14 protein-coding genes are annotated in these 23424 nt (G+C 36.7%); 8 read left to right on the forward strand and 6 right to left on the reverse strand.

The window, feature by feature from the left end; translation table 11 throughout:
• Window positions 1–10: 10 nt before the first annotated feature.
• The 3 genes from LQ227_RS09385 to LQ227_RS09395 all read right to left on the reverse strand — a co-directional run bounded on the left by LQ227_RS09385 (window position 11) and on the right by LQ227_RS09395 (window position 4835).
• Window positions 11–3094: a SusC/RagA family TonB-linked outer membrane protein gene (locus LQ227_RS09385; RefSeq protein ID WP_230149143.1), complete on the reverse strand. Its 3084-nt coding sequence runs from the start codon at window positions 3092–3094 to the stop codon at window positions 11–13.
• A gap of 34 nt (window positions 3095–3128) precedes the next feature.
• Window positions 3129–4187 carry a FecR family protein gene (locus tag LQ227_RS09390; RefSeq protein ID WP_230149144.1) on the reverse strand — a complete coding sequence of 353 codons (1059 nt, stop codon included), beginning with the start codon at window positions 4185–4187 and terminating at the stop codon, window positions 3129–3131.
• Window positions 4188–4286: 99 nt separating this feature from the next.
• Window positions 4287–4835 (reverse strand): RNA polymerase sigma factor, encoded by a 549-nt coding sequence (locus tag LQ227_RS09395; RefSeq protein WP_230149145.1) that lies wholly within the window; start codon window positions 4833–4835, stop codon window positions 4287–4289.
• 310 nt (window positions 4836–5145) lie between these two features.
• Here LQ227_RS09395 and LQ227_RS09400 point away from each other — a divergent pair, with 310 nt between their 5' ends.
• From LQ227_RS09400 to LQ227_RS09420, 5 genes are all read left to right on the forward strand, one after another.
• A complete protein-coding gene (locus LQ227_RS09400) occupies window positions 5146–8463 on the forward strand; it encodes a DUF4175 family protein (protein ID WP_230149146.1) in 3318 nt (1105 codons plus the stop codon).
• A gap of 188 nt (window positions 8464–8651) precedes the next feature.
• On the forward strand, window positions 8652–9089 hold the full coding sequence (gene ybeY / locus LQ227_RS09405; protein ID WP_230142964.1) for an rRNA maturation RNase YbeY: 438 nt from the start codon (window positions 8652–8654) through the stop codon (window positions 9087–9089).
• A gap of 751 nt (window positions 9090–9840) precedes the next feature.
• Window positions 9841–11703: an ABC-F family ATP-binding cassette domain-containing protein gene (locus tag LQ227_RS09410; protein ID WP_230142965.1), complete on the forward strand. Its 1863-nt coding sequence runs from the start codon at window positions 9841–9843 to the stop codon at window positions 11701–11703.
• A gap of 146 nt (window positions 11704–11849) precedes the next feature.
• Complete coding sequence (gene mnmG / locus LQ227_RS09415) at window positions 11850–13712, forward strand: tRNA uridine-5-carboxymethylaminomethyl(34) synthesis enzyme MnmG (RefSeq protein WP_230149147.1); 1863 nt, start codon at window positions 11850–11852, stop codon at window positions 13710–13712.
• Between the two features lie 121 nt (window positions 13713–13833).
• Window positions 13834–15474, forward strand: a complete 1641-nt coding sequence (locus tag LQ227_RS09420) for an Ig-like domain-containing protein (RefSeq protein ID WP_230149149.1) — start codon at window positions 13834–13836, stop codon at window positions 15472–15474.
• A 94-nt stretch (window positions 15475–15568) separates the two neighbouring features.
• On the opposite strand, the gene LQ227_RS09425 is transcribed toward LQ227_RS09420, so the two are convergent.
• The gene (locus tag LQ227_RS09425) at window positions 15569–16081 is read right to left on the reverse strand and encodes a gamma carbonic anhydrase family protein (protein WP_057931003.1); all 513 of its coding nucleotides are present in this window, start codon (window positions 16079–16081) and stop codon (window positions 15569–15571) included.
• Window positions 16082–16180: 99 nt separating this feature from the next.
• Window positions 16181–17767: an L-aspartate oxidase gene (gene nadB, locus LQ227_RS09430; RefSeq protein WP_230142969.1), complete on the reverse strand. Its 1587-nt coding sequence runs from the start codon at window positions 17765–17767 to the stop codon at window positions 16181–16183.
• Between the two features lie 450 nt (window positions 17768–18217).
• Here nadB and nadA point away from each other — a divergent pair, with 450 nt between their 5' ends.
• The 3 genes from nadA (at window position 18218) to thiL (ending at window position 21671) form a co-directional block, all read left to right on the forward strand.
• Entirely contained in the window at window positions 18218–19216 is a 999-nt protein-coding gene (nadA, locus tag LQ227_RS09435; RefSeq protein WP_025141668.1) for a quinolinate synthase NadA, read from the forward strand.
• A gap of 75 nt (window positions 19217–19291) precedes the next feature.
• Entirely contained in the window at window positions 19292–20521 is a 1230-nt protein-coding gene (locus LQ227_RS09440) for a dicarboxylate/amino acid:cation symporter (protein ID WP_230149151.1), read from the forward strand.
• Between the two features lie 109 nt (window positions 20522–20630).
• A complete protein-coding gene (gene thiL / locus LQ227_RS09445) occupies window positions 20631–21671 on the forward strand; it encodes a thiamine-phosphate kinase (RefSeq protein ID WP_131526686.1) in 1041 nt (346 codons plus the stop codon).
• A gap of 328 nt (window positions 21672–21999) precedes the next feature.
• On the opposite strand, the gene LQ227_RS09450 is transcribed toward thiL, so the two are convergent.
• A complete protein-coding gene (locus tag LQ227_RS09450; RefSeq protein WP_230149153.1) occupies window positions 22000–23376 on the reverse strand; it encodes a DNA recombination protein RmuC in 1377 nt (458 codons plus the stop codon).
• Window positions 23377–23424: the final 48 nt, after the last annotated feature.

A 23424-nucleotide genomic window follows, 5' to 3' on the forward strand; every position in this document is an offset into this window, starting at 1 on the left:
TATATATTTATTAAAATGAAGCCCTGAAACTAAATGATACCGTTCTGGCAAAAGGGTAATCAATGCCCCGCTCCTGTCTAACAGTTGATGCTTTGAAAATATCGTTTGCCAATGCATTAATGGCGAGAGAACGCATACCCAATTTTTTAACCCAAACCTTATTGTCGAAAGTATAGCCAAGATTGATCGCCTCGCCACTTATTGTATTTTCCTTTTGTACAAATCTTGAGGAAATTGGTGTGGTCGATGTCTGTGATATAGATTTAAACTGAGCTACGTCGCCAGGATTTTGCCACCTGTCGTAGAGTGCTCTTTTATCTTGGTTAAGGTTTATATTCGAAAAACTAATGTTTTCAACCTTATCAAATAAGGCTCCATTAAATACATCACCACCAAGTTTATACCTAATGTTAATACCAAAAGTAAATCCCTTAAACATGAGGTTTGTGGTAAATACCCCTTCAACTGTTGGTGTTGTATTTCCCACAGGTAATATATTGGCGGCACTATAATCAAATGAGTATTGGCCGCTTGGCGTTAAAAACACTTCCCTTCCTGTTGCCGGATCAATACCTAAAGATTTGGCAGCCCAAATGGTTTCGGCACTATAGCCATCGGTAAATCTCAATTTGCTTTTATTTAACTCTTGTTGTTTATTTAATGAGTTCAATGTGTTTCCAAAGCCTGCGTATTTACTCTTAAACATCGTTCCAGTTACTCCAAGCATTAATACAAATCTTTTTGCTGTATTGTAAATCGGAGAATAATTTAGTTTCACTTCTACGCCATTATAAGTTAAGGTACCTGCATTTAAAGGATAGCTATAAACACCTGTAGATGAGGGTAGGTCGACCGCTACAACTAATGGATCTGTTGTTTTATTGTATGCATTGATATAACCTGTAAACCTGCTATTGAAAAGCATAAAGTCTAGCCCTCCACTAATTAGCCTTGTTTTTTGTGGTGCTAAATCTGGGTTACCCAGCGTACTTAAATCTATACCTTGTCCAAATTGATTGTAATTGCTGTTACTATTGTAATTATAAACTGATACAGAGGTTATATTCCCATAATTCTGATTACCAGTTACTCCAATATTGGTAAAAAGCTTTAGTCTGTTTATCCAGTTTTTTCCCTTAAAAAATTCTTCGTTATGGATGTTCCAACCTAAACCAAAAGAATAATATGGCGAAAATTGCTTATTTCTTCCAAAAGCGGTAGACCCATCTAAGCGGTACGAGGCATCAGCCAAAAACCGATTATCGTAAGCATAGTTGGCAGAAAAAGTTCCATTTAACGTTCTGTAAATACTGGAAGCAGCTTTAGGCACTCCATTTTCTGCATAACCATAAGCAAATCGGGGGTTCCCATTGCTTCCTTGCGGAAAACCTTCTAAAAGGGTGATAAAACTATCATCCTGCCTTTCGTTGACTGTTGCCCTAAAATTTGCATTCAAAATATGTTTTTCAGCAATTGCTTTATAGTAGGTTAGCAATAGATTTGCCTGATAAGATAAATTATTGGAACTACTATCCTGATAAGTTCCCTTTCTTAATAAAGCCACATCTTCAAAATCGCTACTTTCTGGCGCTCTAAAAATCTTTCCTTTTTTATTGCCTTTCGTAATTTGAACAGCTCCGTTTAATCTTAAATCTGGCGTTAAATCGTAGTTGATATTTAAATTGTTTTGAACCTCTAAATTTTTAGTATTGTCGTATTGTGGAAGAGTGGCATCATACAATGGGTTTCTAACTTTAATCTCCGTACCGTTCGACTGTCTCGAAATCTCTAAATATCGATCGGAGTAGTTCTTTTCAAAATATGGATTTGCATTTACATAGTCCGAAAAAAGGCCATAAGGTGAATTAAAAGCAGAATATCCTCTGATGTAGGTAATATTATTAACGTTTAACTTCTTTTTTCTGTAAGTAAGATTGATGCTGCCACTATAACTATCTCTTCCAGAGCCTTTCATTGCACCAGTTTGGGTTTTATAATTCATCCCCACGCCGTAAGTAAAAGTATTATCTCCACCCTGTACAAAAACTGATGAGTTGTTGCTGTAGCCCGTTTGTATAGGTTCACTTAACCAATAGCTATCAACACCTCTTTTTACTTTCGCTAAATGCGAATTATAAAGCTGATCTAAATAAACCTGTTGTGTTGGGCTTCCATCTCCAGCAGAATATCTTCCAGATAACCTTTCGAATGCTAACTTTTCGGCCGCGTTCATCATATTATATGCAGATAAATCCGGTGTTTCTACTCTGAAATCATTTGAATAAGTAAACTGAAGTTCACCTGATTTTGGTCTGATTGTTTCAATAACAACTACCCCGTTTGATGCCCTTGCACCATAAAGAGCTGTTGATGCCGCATCTTTTAAAATAGTAATAGAACCCACCCTGTTCATATCCAAATCCACTATAGTTTGTAAGGTTGATTCAAAACCATCTAAAATAAATAGTGGTTGATTAGGATCGCCGCCAAACTGGTCTTTTAAACTGGCACTTGGTACACTACTTTTCCCCCGAACTTCTATAACTGGTAAAACATTTGGATTAGATCCTACCAAATTATTTTCAATTAAGATAAAAGAAGGATCTAAAGTTCTTAAACTTTGAATAATGTTGTTATTTCCAACCATTTTTAATGCATCACCAGAAAATGTGGCTGTACTTCCCGTAAACGTGTTTTTATTTCGGGTAATACCTGTACCTGTTACCACGACTTCTTTATCAAGGCTGGTACTGCTTTCCTTTAAAATCACTGATAGTGAAAAAGTACCTCCATCCTTAACCAGTCCATTAACAGTTTTAGATTCATACCCAATAAAATTAATGGTAAACTTGTAAGGGCCTGCTGCGAGCTTTGGAAAACTGAATACCCCGTTCCTATCGGATGATGTAGTTGTTCTAGCTCCCGTTTGAACATTTTGAGCGACAATTGTTGCCCCAACAATGGTCTCCTTTTCATCTTTAACGATTCCCTTAACAGCTGGAGCCTGCGCATAGGCACTAAAGCCATAATAAAGGCAAAGCAGTAGCAGTAAGGTACGTTTTGGAACGTTCCTTTTAGTAAAAATTTTAATCATGAAGTTAGTTAGTTTGGTTGTTTAGGTTTTTCGTTTACTTCTTCTTTATGTTATATCCCACCTCTGTTTTTTCTGGAGCCAAGTTATTGAGAGAACAAAGCATATTTAAGAAAGAGTCAATGTCATCGCGTCCGAATTCATATTGCCCTGTAAATACTTTTTTGTTTAACTGACTTGCAGAATATTTTATTTTAATGTTCAATTTAGTTTCAAGTGCATCAAAAACACCAGCTAATGATTCGTTATCGAAAATAATGGCATTTTCGGTAACAATAGCCTTGTTTTGATCTAAAATTTCCAGCTTCTTAGCCGGTAGTATATTAACCTCTTTCACATTTGCAACATAGGTTTGCATATTTACAGTAAATACTTTCCCTGGCAATAAATAAACGGTTTTAACCCCTGCTGATAAAAGTTTTTGCTGGGGTTTAACTACTACCTTTCCCTCAATTAATCGCACTTTAGTGTAAAGCCCCTTTTTAAAGGCTGTAATTTTAAAAACCGTACCTAAGGCAGTAGTAGCGAGGTTATTGGCAAAGACCGTAAAAGGTTTTGTCTTATCTTTATGTACCCTAAATAATGCCTGTCCTATTAAAACCACATCTCTTTTCCCTTGGTCAAACGGAAAATAACTTACCTCACTGTTTGGGTCAAGTTCAACAATGGTTCCATCAGGAAGGGTATGGATTAGTTTTGTGTTCGATGTATTGGTTACAAACTTAGCCACCCTTGCAGGCACACCGTGTTTAGCTAAAGCAACAGTATTTGATCTAGAAATCTGAGTACTATTAAACTTATAAACAACCAATCCTATTGTAGCAATCAATGCTATTGAGGCGGCATAAGCCAAATAACGCAACCGGCTTCTTTTGATTTCTATTCTATCATGGATATGATCTAACACATTTACATAAATCCGGTCTGATATTTCGCTATCAACTTTTTCTTTCGGTTCAAAATGCGCCCATTCCTCGCTGTTTAAATAAATTTCGCGGTTGTCTCCATCTGCTAAAAATTTACTTACCAAGCGGGCTTCTTCGGCAGTACACTGGCCGGCAAAGAACTTCTCAACAAGCTTTTGGTTGATTTGCATAACTACATTACGTTTTTGAAAGTGCTTTACCCCTATTCGATTGAAATTATTTGTGTAATTTCTTAAAATAGCGGTCCTGATGGTCAAAAAAGGCAATAATTATTTAATTATAATGGCCGACATGATGACGGCTAAAGAAATAATAGAAGAAAATGCAGCCCTTAATTGTTTTAATGCCTGCGATATGTGATTTTCGACTGTTTTTGGAGAAATAGAAAGCATTTCTGCAATTTCTTTATAAGAATACCCCTCTACTTTACTCAATTTAAATACTCTTTTTCTAACAGGGGCCATTTGTTCGATAGCCTGCTCAAGAGCATGATGCATTTCTGGCTGGTTAACTTCGTTCTGCATGGCATAATCACTTTCGACTACCGTTAAATGCTTTTTGCCAACAGCCTCTTTTCTAAGTTGATCGATAAGGATGGTGCCCGCAATGCGGAAAATCTGAGCTGATAAACTGTATTCCGAAGATAAATTTTCCTTCTTTTCCCAAAGCCTGATAAAAGTAAGCTGCACCACCTCTTCTGCCATGTATACTGAACCTGTTTTTTTCAGTACATAGCCATAAAGTTTTTGGTTGAACAAACGGTAAACAGTTTGAAAAGTTTGTAAACAACCCGACGTTAAATCAACAACATAGTCCATTAATAGGCATTCCTAAGAAAATAAAAAAGGGTGTTTTTACTAGTTATTCGGAGCGGATGATACGCCAAAGATATTTTTTCATTAAATAAGAATCAACCCATTATTAATCTTTTAATGCATTTTAATACAAAACGCACCTTAACGCATCTAATCAAACGTTTGTCTTATTTTTACCATTTTCATTATTTTGATGGAATTTCGATAAAAAACCGGCAAATAATCAGAATTGATAACCGATTTGTAATAAACACGTTATGCTAATATCAGATTTCTTTCAATTGATTAGAACTATTTTTACATTTACGGTGATATGGTGAGCAATAACTACAGCGATTTATTACGGAAGATAGATGAGTTTATCCGCAAATTTTACCTGAATAAAATTTTGCGCGGGAGTATTTATGCCGCTGCCATACTTTTAGGCCTATATCTCCTAGTTTTTTTGAGCCTTTATTACCTCAATCCAACTGCCGGTTTTAAAACCTTTGTATTTTTTGCTTATTTACTGATTGGGGCCTTACTTATTGGCTTTCTAATTATTAAACCATTACTTTCAATGCTCAAATTGGGCAAACACCTCACTTTCGATGAAGCATCGGTTATCATCGGAAATCACTTTTCCGATATTAAGGATAAATTGCTCAACACCTTACAACTTCACCGCCTTTCAGAAAATCATCCAAATAATAATCAGCTCATTATTGCCAGTATCGATCAAAAAATATTAGAGCTCAAACCTGTCCCCTTTTACACGGCTATTAGCATTAACGATAACCGGAAGTATTTAAAATATCTTTTTGTTCCCCTTTCTATTATTCTGTTAATTGCCATTATCGCACCTGCTATTTTGCGCGAGGGCACAAACAGTTTTTTTAAGTACGATGAATACATTGCACCTAAAGCACCTTTCAGTTTCACAGTTTTGAATAAGAGTTTAACCGTTACCCAAGGTGATGATTTAACACTAAACGTTAAACTGGCCGGTGATGAACTTCCTGCCGAAATTTACGTTGAAGACGGCAAAAACACCTATAAACTCGAAAAAGAGAACATCAGTAAGTTTAATTATAACATCAAAAATATACAGAGCGATAAAAAATTAATTTTTAAAGGGGGGGGCTTTAGCTCAGCTGTGTTTACAATTTCGGTTAAACCACGCCCTGAACTACTAAATGCAACCGCCACTTTAAATTACCCTGCTTATCTGGGCAAAAAACAAGAACTGATTGCCAATGTTGGCGATATGCTTCTACCCGAAGGCACAAAAGTTACCTGGAACTTTAAAACCGGCCAGAGCAACTCCCTGCTGTTTATTTTAAATGGGACCGAAAATGTTTTAAAAGTTGAGGACAATGAATCGGCCTTTAATACTACCATCAGGAATAATTCAAAATATAGCATCACACCTAAAAACCAATATGTTACGCTCAGAGATTCTTTGTCGCATCAAATCACGGTTGTTAAAGATCAATCTCCTAGTATTTCTGTTGAAGAAAAATCAGATTCGGTAAGTAACAAGGCCTTGTATTTCAGCGGTCAGGTTACTGATGATTATGGTTTTAGCCGCTTAAGTTTTAAATACAATATAAAAGAAAATAACCGCATTGTGGGTACAGTTACCAAAAATATTGCCATTAAAAGCAATGCGACAGAAAATAGCTTTTTCTATTTCTGGGATTTAAAAACTGCGGCTGCCAAACCTGGTCAGGAAATTGAATATTATTTCGAAGTAGCCGATAACGACGGTGTAAATGGCGCAAAAGTTACCCGATCTGAAATCAAAACCTTTAAACAGCCTACTAAAAAAGAAACTGCCGAACAGGTAAATGCAAGCAACCAGGCTTTAAAACAAAAAATGCAATCGGCCATACGCCTGGCCAATACCATCGAAAAAGAAAGTAAAAAGGTGGCCGAAAGCCTCATCGATAAAAAACAGATATCTTTCGAAGATAAAAAACAGATTGAAGCCCTTTTAGACAAACAAAAACAGCTTGATGAGGCTGTAAAAGAAATAAAAGAGCAGAACGATAAAAATATCCAGCAACAGGAAGACCAAAAGCAAACTGAAGAGCTCCTAGAAAAACAGAAGCAGATTAAAGACCTGTTTGATAATGTACTGGATAAGAAAACAAAAGAACTTTTGCAAAAGCTGCAAAACCTGATGAATGAGAAAAATAAGGACCAAACGCAAAATGAACTCTCGAAAATGCAACTGGACAATAAAACCCTTAAAAATGAACTCGACAGGATTCTAGAACTCTACAAACAATTAGAATTTGAACAAAACCTTCAAACCGATATCGATCGGCTAAATGAACTGGCTAAAGAACAAAAGGAACTTGCTGAACAAACCAAAGACAAAAAACAAGATAATGAATCGTTAAAGCAGAAACAGGATGCGCTTAACAAGGAAATGAAAGACCTGAAAGACGATCTAAAAAAGCTGGAAGAAAAAAATCAGTCGCTTGAAAGGCCCAATCCTTTCGAAAATCCTGAAAAAGATGTGCAGGATATACAAAAAGAACAGCAGGACAGTAAAGATGCTTTAGATAAAAAGGATTCGAAAAATGCAAGCCAGAAACAGCAAAAAGCTGGCGAGCAGATGGAAAAGTTATCTAAAAAAATGAGCGATATGCAGCAGCAGGGTGAAGAAATGGAAAACAACCTGAACGCCAAAGAGTTGCGACGCCTCTTGGAAAACTTATTGACCACTTCTTTTGATCAGGAAAAAGTAATGCTTGCTTTAAAGAAAATGACCGCGGCAGATCCTTCTTATACCAGCAACGTTCAGAAACAGCGCAGCATTAAAGATAACCTTAAAACTATCGCCGATAGCTTATACAGTTTAAGCAAGCGCGTTCCGCAGATAGAATCGACAGTTAACGAGGAGATGAACAAGATCAATTTCAACCTGGATAAAAGTTTGGAAAGTTTGGGTGATAGAAGAACGCCTGAGGCTAATCGTTTTCAGCAGTTTACCATGACTTCTATCAATAATCTAACCTTGATGTTGAGTGAGGCCTTGAGTCAGCTCCAAAATATGCAGAAAAACGGTAAGGGCGGTAGTGGAAAGAAACAAAAACAAGGGATGAAGCAGCTTTCGCAGATGCAGGAACAGTTAAACAAAAGCATGCAAAAGGCTCGTGAGCAAATGCAAAAATCGGGAGATAATCAAGGTAAAGTTGGCAAAGGACAAATGAGCCAGGAGTTTGGTAAGATGGCCCAGCAACAACAAATGATCCGTCAGGCGCTCGAAAAGATCAACCGTGAAGAGAACAAAGATGGCACAGGTAAAATGGGTAATCTAAATGAAGCCATTAAAGAAATGAAACAGACAGAGAGCGATCTGGTTAACAAACGTTTGCAACAAGAAACCTTAAACAGGCAAAAAGACCTTTTAACAAAGTTATTAGAAGCAGAAAAAGCCGAACGCGATCAGGAAGAAGACGCTAAACGGGAAAGTAAAGCAGCTAAAGAGTTCCCTCCATCCTATCAAAAAATGGTCGATCAGTTTAAAAAACAGCAACAAAACGGCAATGATATGCTGCAAAAACTGCCTCCAAGCTTAAATTATTACTATAAAAACAAGATCGCTGAGTATTTGAAGTCGTTAAATATGGAACGATGATGTTAGGCGTTGAGTCACCCTGACGTAAATCGACCCGTCATTTCGAGCGGAACACAGTGGAGTCGAGAAATCTTTTAACCTTGCCTACAATCTTTTTAATTAAAGATCTCTCAATTCCGTTGCACTCCAGTCGAGATGACGGCAACTATTGGAATATTTCTTAAATTTGCAGCCTTAAACACCACAATATGCCTGCAATATCATTTTTCACAGAATCAGTTAGCTATAGTCTTCCTCAGAAACTTAAGGTAAAGAAGTGGATTAAAACTACGATTGAAAAAGAAGGCTTTAAATTGCAGGAACTTAATTTCATTTTCTGTAGTGACGAATACCTGTTGGGCATCAACCAACAATATTTAAACCATGATACTTATACCGATATCATTACTTTCGATAATTCTGAAGAAGAAAAACAGATTGTAAGCGATATTTTCATCAGTATTGAGCGCGTTAAAGAAAACGCCAAAACCTTCAAAACACTGGAATTTGATGAGGTTTGCCGCATTATGATCCATGGCACGCTCCATTTACTGGGTTACAAAGACAAAGGAAAAGCTGCCAAAAGCCTCATGACGCAGAAAGAAGATGAATATTTAAGCTATAGAGCAGAAGTTGGCCTAATCTAAGTTTCTCTTTAGCCACACATTTTATTCATTTTCAGGTTATCTACTAGCTTTTTATATTTTGCATGGCAGAACCAACTGACCACAGCAAATGACCCCCTTATATTTAACTTCCATTGAAGTAAACCATTGCTTGCCTTTTATAATGCATAAATCTCGGAGTTTAAACAGGCTTTGTTCGGGTAACATTGTCACAACTTCGTCTTTAGTCCGAACCAACTCCGAACCAAACCCGTCTTAATTGTTAATTTCTCCATAAATTTTTTGCCAGTTCTTTCAATCAGACTTCCCAGTATACATTTAACAGGTAATTTTAAATCTATTGTTACCATTTGTTTTGCACACCTTCTGGCCCTTAGCCCCGTTCGTCTAACAGTTACGGGCGTTCGTCGACAATTAGACTATACTGGTATAATACACCGAGATTCTCTGCAACATTTCTAATCAACCGCAGTCTTATATTCAAAAAAGAACAATTACATAATGTACTGGAATTTACATCCAGGCATTATCAAGATAAAGTTTAGTTTTAGTTAATGATTGAAGCAGCGGTGGAGCGAGTCCGACCGCTGTTTTCTTTTACCGAAATAATGCAACTAATAACAAATGAACTACTGAACAGATAACCCAATGCATCAATATTCTGCCATTTTTAGCTGATACAGAAGCCCTTTACAATTTGATTATGCCGTTCCAAATATTTTATACTTACTTTTGCACTAATTTTCCTTTATAAATCCGAAATACAAAAAAATTGAGCACACTAATTGCGGCAGAAGGCTTAGGTCATGGTTATCATGACGAATGGCTATTTAAAAATTTAACCTTAGGTATTAACTCTGGTCAGCGCGTGGCGTTGGTTGGAATTAATGGTGCGGGTAAGAGTACACTTTTGAAATTATTGGCAGAAAGGTTCCCTCCGCTCGAAGGTAAAATTGTAAAAAATAAAGCTGTTAAAATCGGTTTTCTCGATCAGGAACCACAATTTACTGAAGGTTTTTCTATTAGCGACCACATATTCTCTCTTGAGAATAAACAACAACAGTTAATTAAGGAATATGAAGAATTAATTGAAGACCCTAATCCAGACGAAAAAACGCTTAATCGTTTATATGAAGAATTAAGTGAACACAATGCCTGGGAATATGAACATGAGATTAAAACCATTTTAAACAGAATGGGCATTACTCATCTTCAACAGAAAATATCTACCCTATCTGGCGGACAAAAGAAACGTTTGGCCCTGGCTAAGCTTTTAATTGAAGATCCAGAAATTCTGGTGCTTGATGAACCGACCAACCATTTGGATATCGATACCATTGAATGGCTGGAGAAATTATTAACTACCGGACAGAAAACAATTTTACTCGTTACCCACGATAGGTACTTTTTGGATAACGTTTGCAATACCATTGTTGAATTAGATCGAGGAAAAATTTTCAACTATAATGGGAACTACGCTTATTATTTAGAGAAGAAATCGGAAAGAGAAGCTTTAGACGCAACGGTTTTACATAAGAACCAACAGCTATTAAAGAAAGAATTGGAGTGGATGAGACGCATGCCACAGGCCCGCGGAACTAAATCTAACGCCAGAATCAATGCTTTTTACGATTTAGAGGAAAAATCAAAGAAAAAGTCTGATAATCAGAGTATTAACCTCCAAATGAAGATGTCTCGTCAAGGCGGGAAGATTATTGAGATCGAACATATTAAAAAAGCATTTGATGGCCGTCCGATCATCAACGACTTTAGTTATACCTTTAAAAAAGGAGACAGAATTGGCTTAGCAGGAAAGAATGGTACAGGTAAATCTACTTTGCTAAATATCATTACAAGTCAATTAAAGCCGGATGCTGGTAAAGTTGATACTGGAGATACAACCGTTTTTGGTTATTACAAACAAGGTGGTTTAACTTTCGACCCAAAGGAAAGGGTAATTGATATTGTAAAATCGGATGCTGAATATATTAAGATGGCTGACGGTTCAGTGATTACGGCTTCTGCCCTCTTAACCTTATTTCTCTTCCCGCCGAAGAAACAACATGGCATGGTAGAGAAATTAAGTGGTGGTGAAAAGAAACGTTTGAACTTGATGAAGGTCTTGATGCAAAATCCAAACTTTTTAATTTTGGATGAGCCGACTAACGATCTTGACATCGATACCCTGAACGTTCTTGAAGAATTTTTAGAGAACTTCCCAGGTATATTAATGCTGGTTTCTCACGACAGATACCTGCTTGATAAAATGAGCGATCAACTATTTATCATGGAAGGCGAAGGTGTAGTTAAAATTTATAACGGCAATTATTCAGAGTATCGTTTAAGTTTAGAGCAACCAAAAGTAAAAGCAGAAACCAAGAAAACACCTGCTCCTGTTGTAGAACAAACACCTATTAAAGCAGTAAAAAAACTAAGTTTCAAGGAGCAAAAAGAATTAGAAGAGAGTGAAAAAGGCATCGCTGAAACAGAAAAAAAAATAGCTTCACTTAACGAAAGCCTGGTTAAAATTGATGCAGCCGACTATGTAAAAATTCAGGAAGTTTCCAGCGAGATAGAATTGCTTCAGGCAAAACTTGACGAGTTAACCATGCGTTGGCTCGAACTTTCAGAATAACCAAAGTATAATTGAAAGATGTTTTCCACGTTATGTTTCACGTGGAACATCAAACAATCGCCGTACTGAAATTATTTTTAGCACGACGTAATATTAGGATAAAAACCAATTGTTCCACGTGGAACATTACAGAAATATAAAATAAAATGTTTTCAAAATACGATTTGATTGTTGTTGGTGCTGGTCATGCAGGCTGTGAAGCTGCTGCTGCCGCTGCCAATTTAGGATCATCTGTTTTATTAATAACAATGAACATGGGCACTATTGCCCAGATGAGTTGTAACCCTGCCATGGGTGGCGTAGCTAAAGGACAGATTGTTCGTGAGGTTGATGCCATGGGCGGTTATTCAGGTATTATCTCTGATAAATCGACTATTCAATTTAGAATGCTTAATAAATCAAAGGGACCTGCTATGTGGAGTCCAAGAGCGCAAATTGACAGAATGCGTTTTGCAGAAGAATGGCGCTTAGCATTGGAAAGAACACCTAACCTTGATATATGGCAAGACAGTGTAGTTGGCCTGTTGGTAAAAGACAATACGGTATATGGTGTTAAAACATCATTAGGTATCGAAATAGAAAGTACAGCAGTAGTATTGACCAATGGAACTTTCTTAAACGGTATAATGCATATTGGAGAAAAGAAATTTGGAGGAGGCAGAACTGCCGAAAGAGCATCAACAGGAATTACCGAACAACTGGTTGGATTAGGCATGGAAGCAGGCCGAATGAAAACTGGTACTCCCCCACGTGTAGATGGAAGAAGTTTGGATTATACCAAAATGGAAGAACAATGGGGAGACGAAAACCCAGGTAAATTCTCATATACGGATACCGAAGTTTCGACAGACCAACGTTGTTGCTGGATCACTTATACCAATGGAGATGTTCATGAAACGCTAAAAGAAGGTTTCGAAAAGTCACCAATGTTTACTGGAAGAATTAAAGGTTTAGGCCCGAGATACTGCCCATCCATTGAAGATAAAATTAACCGTTTTGCAGAGCGTGACAGACATCAGATTTTCGTTGAACCTGAAGGATGGAATACTTGTGAAATTTATGTAAACGGATTTTCAACTTCCCTTCCGGAAGATGTACAATTTAAAGCCCTAAGGTTAATACCAGGTTTCGAACAGGCAAAAATGTTCAGACCAGGTTATGCTATCGAATACGATTTCTTCCCACCTACCCAATTGTCTTTAACTTTAGAAACTAAATTGATCAGCAATTTATTTTTAGCCGGACAAATAAATGGAACTACAGGATATGAAGAAGCAGCTTGTCAAGGTTTCATGGCTGGTATAAATGCACACCAAAAAATCACAGATAAACATGAACTGATCATGAAAAGATCTGACAGCTATATTGGTGTTTTAATTGATGATCTGGTAACGAAAGGAACGGAAGAACCTTATCGTATGTTTACATCGAGAGCCGAACACCGTTTGTTATTAAGACAAGATAATGCCGATATCCGCTTATCCCCTATCGGCCATGAGCTGGGCTTAATTTCCGATGAACGTTTAGAGAAGGTGAATCAGAAAATTGCAAATGCTGATGCTTTGGTTAAGTTCACCAGAAACCAAGGTATCGAAATGGGTGATGCAAATCCAATGCTCGAAAGTTTAGGATCGAGTGTCTTAAATCAAAATGTAAAAATACACAGTTTGGTTGGCAGGCCTCATGTTGGTTTACCCGATCTGATTAAAGTAAGTAAAGCGCTTGCAGAAGCAACAAAAGATTTAGACAATGAAACCATTGAGCAAGCTGAAATCAAAATTAAATATGAAAGTTATTTTGAAAAGGAAAATGAAATTGTAGCCAAAATGCTGAAGATGGAAGACAAGGAAATTAAACCAGATTTCGATTACAATAAAATTGTTTCCATTTCAAAAGAGGCCAGAGAAAAATTATTTAAGATCAAACCACGTACCTTAGGTCAGGCGTCGCGAATTTCAGGCGTTTCACCTTCAGATATATCAGTTTTAATGGTCTATATCAATAAGTAATTGATAATCAATACTTTAACTATTTTAAAACAGACTTAAAATAAAGCGATATAAGCTAAAAAAAAGATTTTTTAATGTTATGGTTCCAAAAAGTATAAAAATTCGTCAGAACGTTTAAAATATGCCAAATTTAAAAGCTCAGTATTTTAACCTTAAAAATTTAGCGGTTGTAACAAGCTTGCTCCTATTTTTTGGTTGTGCAAGTATCCAAACACCGCAAGGTGGGCCAAAAGATACCAAGCCGCCAAAAGTTTTAAGTATGACTCCAAAAAATCAAACGAGGAATTTTAATGCTAAAAAAATTGTAATCGAGTTTGACGAATATTTTAATCTTAAAGATGAGTTTAAAGAATTTTCTATTTCGCCTGATCAGGAAAAACTTCCAGAATTGAAAAAGCGGCAAAAAAGATTAGAAATTAATCTTAAAGATTCTTTAGAAAAAAATACGACCTACACTTTAAATTTTGGAAAATCTGTAGCCGATGTTAATGAAGGAAATGTAGTTAAAAATTTATCCTATGTTTTTTCTACCGGCCCGGAAATAGATTCGTTATCATTAAGCGGCAAGGTAATCAATTCACTAACTGACGAACCGGAGAAGGAAGTTACGGTATTTATTCTGCCTTTAGAAAGAGATACTATTTTTGGAAAAAAACGTCCATCAATATATACCACTACCGATAGTGCCGGAACCTACAAATTAAATAACCTAAGAAAAGGTACTTATAAAGTGTATGCGATTAAAGAAAGTAGCGGAGGTGGCGATAAAATATACCAGCAAATTTCGGATGAGATTGGATTTGTAAAAGAACCTATTGTAATAGATAAAAATATAGAGAACATAGATCTGCAGATATTTAAAGAATTGGCACCAGAATTCCGCGTATTAGACCGAAAATTAAATAATGACGGTAGCATATCAATCATCTTTAATCAACAGCTTAAAAGCCCTAAAATAACCATTACAGATCCACCAGCTGTTGACGTAGGTAAGTTTGTCCATTTTTCTAAAAATAATGATACTGCGAAAATATGGTTGAAGGATTTGAGTTTCGATTCGGTTAAAGTTGCCATACAAGATCAAGGTAAAGTTTTACAGACCTTAAACTTTACCAGGGGTAAAAAAGACACCTATACACGCGAGGTTACTGTTTCTGATAACTTATTGGGCGGCAAGTTAAACCCTTTCCAACAGTTAACGCTAACCTTTCCTTTTCCAATGACTGCTGCAGATCCATCAAAAATCACACTTTTAGAAGACTCAGTAAAACGGACAACTTTTGAGGTGGTGAAAGACAGTGTAGATTTTCTTAAATATTACATTAAATATCCCTGGAAAAATAAAAGGACTTATGATTTAAAGCTAGCTGCAGGTGCTTTTACTGCCATATTTAACGCTAAAAACAAAGATGTAACCAAACGTTTTTCACTCGAAAGTTCGGATGCTTATACTACCCTGGTATTAAATGTAACTGTTCCAGATACCGCTAAAAGATACGTTGTGCAGTTTCTAAACGAAAAAAAGGACATCATAAAATCTTTTCCCGTCAGCAAAAACTCAAAAGTTACTTTTTCTAAATATCCAGCTGGCAAGTATATGCTCAGGGTAATTTATGATGAGAATAAAAATGGAATCTGGGATACAGGAAATGTAAAAGAAGGATACCAACCCGAAAAAGTTTGGTATTTAAAGGCTTTAATGGATTTAAAACCGAACTGGGAACGTGAAGATCCATTGGTTATCCCTCCGCCAACACCGTAGAAATCGTCATCTCGACTGTAACGCAGTTGAACGGAGAGATCTATCTCGAGAAAGATTTCTCCATTCAGTTTCACTTCAGTCGAAATGACGGACACTATTGGGTAAACCAACCCGAATACATGATATAATTATCAGGCAGTTTATTCAATAAAGCCCTTTGCTCATCAGTAATGGGCTTTATTTTTTTAGCAGGCGTACCCGCATATAAATAACCCGTTTCACAAATGGTATTTTCCAATACCACAGACCCAGCCGCAATAATACAATATTCTTCTATAACAGCATGATCCATTACAATGGCACCCATGCCGATTAAAACATTATCCTGGACTGTACAGCCATGCACTATGGCATTGTGCCCCACAGATACCCGGTTACCAATGTGTGTAGAAGCCTTTAAGTACGTAGCATGAATTACAGCACCATCTTGTATGTTTGATTCATTTCCAATCGTAATGGCATTTACATCGCCTCTGATTACAGCATTAAACCATACTGAACATTTATCACCTATTATTACATCGCCAACTATTGTGGCATTCTCTGCAATGAAATTGTCTTTTCCAATTTCAGGGTATTTATCTTTTACGGGTAGTATTAAAGGCATAACTCTATTTTGCGTCACCCTGAATTTATTTCAGGGTCTTTTTTAGTATTGTGTATCTGGTATATAGATGCTGAACTAAATTCAGCATGACGATCCACCTTAAAAAACGGTATCTACCAATTCTTTTGCATGTTCAGGATAATCAGTAGTATAATGTAATCCCCTACTCTCTTTCCGTTGCATAGCAGACTTGATCACCAGATAAGCCGTTTGAATTACATTTCTTAATTCGCAAAGTTTAACTGAAACTTTATTCTTTTTATAAAATTCTTCTGTTTCCTGGTAGATTAAAAATAAACGACGATGTGCTCTTTCCAAACGGAAATCAGAACGGACAATACCCACATAATCGCCCATAATCTTTTGTAACTCCCTCAGGTTATGTGTTACCAATACGTCCTCATTACTTTGTGTGACACCTTTCGAATCCCATTCAGGAATGTGATCTGGAATAATATTATTCCTGAAGTTTTCAATAGCATCCTGGTAAATACGGTGTGCAAAAACCGTGGCTTCTAATAACGAATTGGAAGCCAAACGGTTAGCTCCATGCAAGCCCGTAGAAGAACATTCTCCACAGGCATATAAATTTTTAATTGAAGAGCGACCATATTCATCGACCAGAATGCCACCACACATATAATGAGATGCAGGTGTAACAGGTATATAATCTTTCGTCATATCTATTCCAATTGACAAACACTTCGCATATATATTAGGGAAGTGTTTCAGAATATCTGCTTTCTTGCGCATGGTAATATCAAGGTAAACAAAGTCATCGCCTGATTTCTTCATTTCATTATCTACCGCACGGGCTACTATATCACGTGGTGCTAAAGATTTACGCTCGTCATACTCATGCATAAATTCCTCACCATTCTTCCGTCTTAACACACCACCAAAACCCCTAACAGCTTCTGATATTAAGAACGATGGGTACTCTCCAGGATGATACAAAGCAGTTGGATGGAACTGAATAAACTCCATATTCCTTACTTTTCCTTTTGCACGGTAAACCATTGCCATACCATCGCCTGTTGCAATAACCGGATTTGTTGTGGCCGAATACACATGTCCGGCACCGCCCGAAGCCATCACAGTCACATTTGCCACAATCTTTTCCACATCGTTAAGCTCTGTGTTAAAGGCATATACACCATAACAGTTAATATCTTCGGTACGTTTATCAACAAACTCACCCAGGTGATGCTGGGTAATTAACTCCAACGCAAAGTAATGTGTTAATATCTCTATGTTGTTATTCTCATGAATTTCATTCAGCAATACCCGTTCAATCTCGTATCCGGTGATGTCTTTGTAGTGCAAAACACGGTGTTCGGAGTGTCCTCCCTCCTTGGCTAAATCATAGAAACCGGAGTTATCCTTATCGAAGTTTATACCATAATCAATGATCTCCTGAATACGCTGAGGCCCCTCTTTTACAACGATTTCCACAATTTTTTCATCACATAATCCATCGCCGGCAATCAAAGTATCATCGATATGTTTCTCAAAAGAATCACCTTTATCTACTACAACCGCAACACCGCCCTGAGCGTATTTTGTATTCGATTCGTCTTCGTTCGACTTAGTAACGATTAAAACCTTACCAAACTTCGCTGCCTTAAGTGCAAAACTCAAACCCGCTATACCTGAACCAATTACCAGAAAATCTACTTTCCTCATTAATAAAAACATTTACTTTATCCACGATGTTAACAACTAGTTGATAAATGTTAACTCTGTGTCTAAATTATCCTAACAAATAAATTTGAATGTTTAAAGCTACTCTAAAAAGACAATTTGCCACAATCTTTTAAGTAATTTTTGAGCACCTTTGTACAAGTAATTAACTTTTTACCCACTTATAAACAATTAACATTCGGGTATTGATAAAAATTGAGCGACTTTTCGATAGTGCTGAAAATCAAACTCATGATATTAGAGAAATGTAATCTAAATGTTAGTAAACGATTAACAACTTATATAAAAGAACTTTTTTTCGAAACTTGCCAACAATACTAACACACTAATAAACAAACAAGATTTATTTATTTAAAAATACTTATTAATTATTGAGACGTTGAAAGCTTTATCTTTGGCCAACGTCAAAATTCAAAAAAGGAAAATTTTAAAATGAACATAGATGTCTTAGAAGAAATCAATAAAAAAGGTTTCGCAGAAGAAGAAATTGATCCTACACTCGATCTTTTTGCTGAGATTGAGAAATTAAAAAAGGAAAAGAATGCTATTATTCTTGCACATTACTATCAAGAACCTGACATTCAGGATATTGCAGATTATATTGGCGATAGTTTAGGACTGTCGCAAGAAGCTGCAAAAACAGATGCTGATGTAATTGTGTTTGCTGGTGTGCATTTTATGGCCGAAACAGCAAAGATTTTATCGCCCAATAAAACCGTTTTATTACCAGATGTAAAAGCAGGATGCTCATTAGCAGATAGTTGTCCGCCCCATCTGTTTAGAAAGTTTAAAGAAAAATATCCAGATCACCTGGTCATCACTTATGTAAACTGCACAGCCGAATTAAAAGCTTTAAGCGACATTGTTTGTACCAGTACGAATGCCGTTCAAATTGTAGAGAGTTTACCTAAAGACCAAAAAATAATCTTCGGTCCCGATCGAAATTTAGGTGCTTATGTAGCAAAGAAAACAGGACGGGATTTAGTATTGTGGAATGGTGCCTGTATGGTACATGAAATTTTTTCGCAAGAGAAAATTACAAAACTAAAAGAACGCCATCCGAACGCTAAATTTATTGCGCATCCGGAATGTGAAGAAGTGGTTTTGAAAATGGCCGATTATATCGGTTCAACAACCGGACTTTTAAAATATACGATTACCAATCCAGCTACAGAATTTATTGTAGCTACCGAAAGTGGAATTATCCACCAGATGGAAAAGGCAAATCCAACAAAAACATTTATTCCGGCGCCGCCGAATAACAGCTGTGCTTGTAACGATTGCCCATACATGAAAAGAAATACTTTAGAAAAACTATATTTATGTATTAAAAATGGTCTGCCTGAAGTTACTGTACCTGAGCATATTATTGAACTTGCCCGTAAACCGATACAGCGCATGCTTGATATTTCTGCAGAATTGGGCTTGTAAAAGATAGTGTAAAAGACATCCGAAGTTTACAAGGGCTTATGGCCAGCAAAACTTCGGATGTCTAATTTAACATTTATGGAAAAAAACAACATCCTTAAAAATTACTCAGGCTTATTATGGCTTTTGGCAGGAATAACTGTTGGAAGTATTGTGGGCTTAATTTTTGGGAAAAGCGTTGAAAGTATAAAACCATTAGGCGATATATTTTTAAACCTGTTGTTTACAGCTGTTATTCCATTGGTATTTTTTGCTGTTTCTTCAGCAATCGCGAACATAGATAGGACAAAAAAGTTAGGGAGATTATTAACCATTATGGTTTTGGTTTTTCTTTCTACCATACTCATTTCTGCGGTATTAACCTTGGTTGCTACATGGATTTTTCCTATCCACCAGCAATTAGGAAATACACCTTTACCAACTGAACCTGAGAAAATACAATCGTTTGGTGAACAAATGACCCAACTTTTAACCGTAGGAGAATTTTTCGAAATCGGAAGTAGAAAAAACATGCTGGCATTAATTATTTTTTCAGTACTGGTTGGTTTTTCTACGTTATATGCTGGGAAAGAGGGCAATGGATTTAAGAACTTCTTGGTATCGGGTAATGAAGTGATGAAAAAACTCATCATTTTGATTATGAAACTTGGCCCAATCGGTTTGGGTGCTTATTTTGCTTATCAGGTTGGGGTTTTTGGTCCACAGCTTTTTGGAACCTATGCAAAAGCTTTAGGTTTGTACTATGGTGTAGGAGCGTTTTATTTTATCGTTTTTTTCACCCTATATGCCTTTGTTGCAGGTGGATTTAAAGCGATAAAAGTATTTTGGAAAAATAATATTGTGCCGTCTTTAACCTCTATTGGAACTTGTAGTAGCATTGCCACTATTCCGGCAAATTTAGATGGTTCACGAAAAATGGGCGTACCCGATTACATTACCAATGTGACGATTCCTTTGGGTTCAACCTTGCATAAGGATGGTTCGAGTATTAGCTCTATTGTTAAAATTGCTGTTGTTTTTGCCATTTTTGGTAAAGATTTAGTACATGTTGATACCATTATTCTGGCACTGGGCATCACTGTTTTAGTGAGTATTGTAGAAGGTGGAATACCGAATGGCGGTTATATTGGCGAGTTATTAATGATTTCGGCTTACCAATTACCACCAGAGGCGCTACCACCAGCCATGATTATAGGAACGCTGGTAGATCCAATGGCTACTTTGTTAAATGCTACCGGTGATAATGTTGCGGCCATGTTAATTGCCCGGTTTACTGAGGGTAAGAATTGGATGGAAAATATTAAATAGATCCGTCATGCTGAATTTAGTTCAGCATCTTGTTAGTAAGGCTCTGAAACAAGTTCAGAGTGACGATAATTAAAATAAAAATCGGGGGCTTCGCCCCTAACTATTGCATATGTTTGAAAATAAAGAGCGTACAGATATTAATGAATTAGGAGAATTTGGGTTGATTAAACACCTAACCACTAATTTTAAAATTAAAAACGATTATTCGGTAAAAGGTGTTGGCGATGACGCTGCTGTTTTAGATGCCAAAGGAAAACAGACCTTAATTTCGACCGATTTATTGTTGGAAGGAATCCATTTTGATTTGGCTTATGTGCCTTTAATGCACTTGGGTTACAAGGCTGTTCAGGTAAATCTGAGTGATATTTATGCCATGAATGGAAAAGCAAGTCAGATTACAGTTTCACTGGGTTTGTCGAGCAAATTTCCTTTAGAGGCTGTTGAAGAAATTTATAAGGGAATTGAGCTGGCTTGCAACAAATATAACATTGATTTAATTGGTGGAGATACATCATCGAGCAAGCAAGGCCTGGTAATCAGTATTACGAGTATTGGTTATGCCGATGCAGACAAAGTGGTGTACCGAAATGGCGCTCAAGAACATGATTTATTATGTGTTTCTGGCGATTTGGGCGGTGCTTATTTAGGCCTACAGATTTTAGAAAGAGAGAAATTAATCTACCTGGAAAACCCACAGATCCAACCAGATTTAGAAGGTAAAGATTATATCATCGAAAGACAATTGAAACCAGAAGCAAGGATGGATATTATTGCACTTTTAGATGAAATGAATATAAAACCAACTTCGATGATCGATGTTTCGGATGGTTTAGCTTCAGAAATTTTGCATTTGGCAGAACAATCAGATAAAGGAATGACTATTTACGAGGAGAAAATTCCTTTAGATCCCATGACTTATGAAACCGCCCGTGAGCTAGGTTTAGACCCAACGGTTTGTGCATTAAGTGGTGGCGAAGATTACGAGTTGTTGTTTACCATTAGTCAGGAGGATTATAAAAAACTGAAACATGATGTAGATATCACCGTAATCGGACATGTTACCGATAAAAACTCGGGTTGTAAAATGGTTTCTAAATCAGAAAAAGTACACGAGCTCAAGGCTCAGGGTTGGAATGCTTTTAATAAGTAAAAATAGGTCGTCATTTCGAGCAGAGTGCAACGAAGTCGAGAACCCGAAGGCTCAGCGAAGCTAAATCTTAGTAGGCAGATCTCTCCATTCCACTGCGTTTCAGTCGAGATGACGATTTTACTTTGTAGTCGATATTGCTAAGAAATATAAAATGTTCTAAGTGATAACGACTTTTTTCTTTTAGTCGCTTATGTTAGTCTCTAATAGCCATCATTACAACTCTCTATTCATCAAGAAATAAAAAAATCGTCTTAGGCACGTCAAAAAAAAGCACTAACTTTGCAAGTTTTTAGCTATAATTTAGAGCTAAAAAATCAAAGGGATTTGCCTAATCCTCGTTAAGATCCAAATACTTCGTATCAATCTGTTTGGTGGTTTTTGCTCCTAATTTTTTAATCTTTTCAGAAGTGTTTGTTAAATTTCCCGAACCTACTGACAATTTATTAATGGCTTTATCGTAGGCATCCTGACCATTTTTGATGTGTTTGCCAATATTTTCCATATCCGAAATAAAGCCTACAAACTTATCGTACATACTGCCGCTTAAACGGGCAATTTCCATTACATTCCGGTTTTGGCGCTCCTGTTTCCACATGCTGGCAATGGTGCGTAAAGTTGCCAAAAGTGTTGATGGACTTACAATCACTACCCTTCTATCCCAGGCAAAATTGAAAAGTTCAGCATCTTTTTGAACCGCAATGCTGAAAGAAGATTCGATCGGTACAAATAGCAAAACAAAATCCGGAGAGTTGATTTTATATAAATCCTGGTAATTTTTTGAAGATAATTCCTGAATGTGGTTCTTAATAGAGGCTAAATGCTGTTTTACATAGCCTTCACGCTCTTCATCGCTCTCAGCTGATACAGAACGCTCGTAAGCAACCAACGATACCTTAGCGTCAACTACAAGGTGTTTGTTGTCTGGTAGGTCAATCACTACATCGGGCTGGTAGCGACCGCCTTCGGCGGATGTATGTGAGGCTTGAATGCGGTATTCCTGATCGCGTACTAAACCCGAGCGTTCCAAAACTTTTTCTAAAATCACTTCCCCCCAATTCCCTTGCTTTTTGCTATCGCCTTTTAAAGCTTTGGTTAAATTATTGGCATCTTCCTGAATCTGTTTACTTTGATCCATCAATAGTGAAATTACGCCTTTCAGTGTATTTCTTTCATCCGATTCGGCTTTGTAAACCTTTTCTACTTTATCTTCAAAAGCTTTAATATTTTCTTTTAAAGGATTTAAGATGATATCCAAATTAGTTCGGTTCTGCTCAATAAACTTGCTCGATTTTTCCTCCAGTATTTTATTGGCAATTAATTCAAAGTCTTTGTTTAATTTTTCTTGCGACTGCTCAAAACTTAGCTTCTGTTCGGCAAGTTTTTCTTTTTCGGCCAGGTAAAAAGACCTGGTACTTTCCAGTTCGCGATTAGCGTCGGCAAGCCTGTCGCGCTCAGCCTGCAATTCATCAATTAGGCGTTGCTGTTCTTGTTTAAGTAGCGCAGTAATATGCTCTTTTTCGGCAGATAAATTAGAAACACGTTCGTCGGCTTTGGCCAGGCTGATTTTTAACGATTCATTTTCACTTTTTGTTCTTTCGAAGTCTTCTACCGAGATAATAGAAAGAGCAGCCTGTGGTTTTTTCAATATTAAAATAACCAGGACTATTAAAATAAGGATTAGTAAAGCAATACCCGCAATCTCCATAATGATAAAAATTTTAGCAAAAATGAAGATTTAAAATAGATATACCAA

Source organism: Pedobacter sp. Bi27 (assembly GCF_918698255.1).
Classification (GTDB): domain Bacteria; phylum Bacteroidota; class Bacteroidia; order Sphingobacteriales; family Sphingobacteriaceae; genus Pedobacter.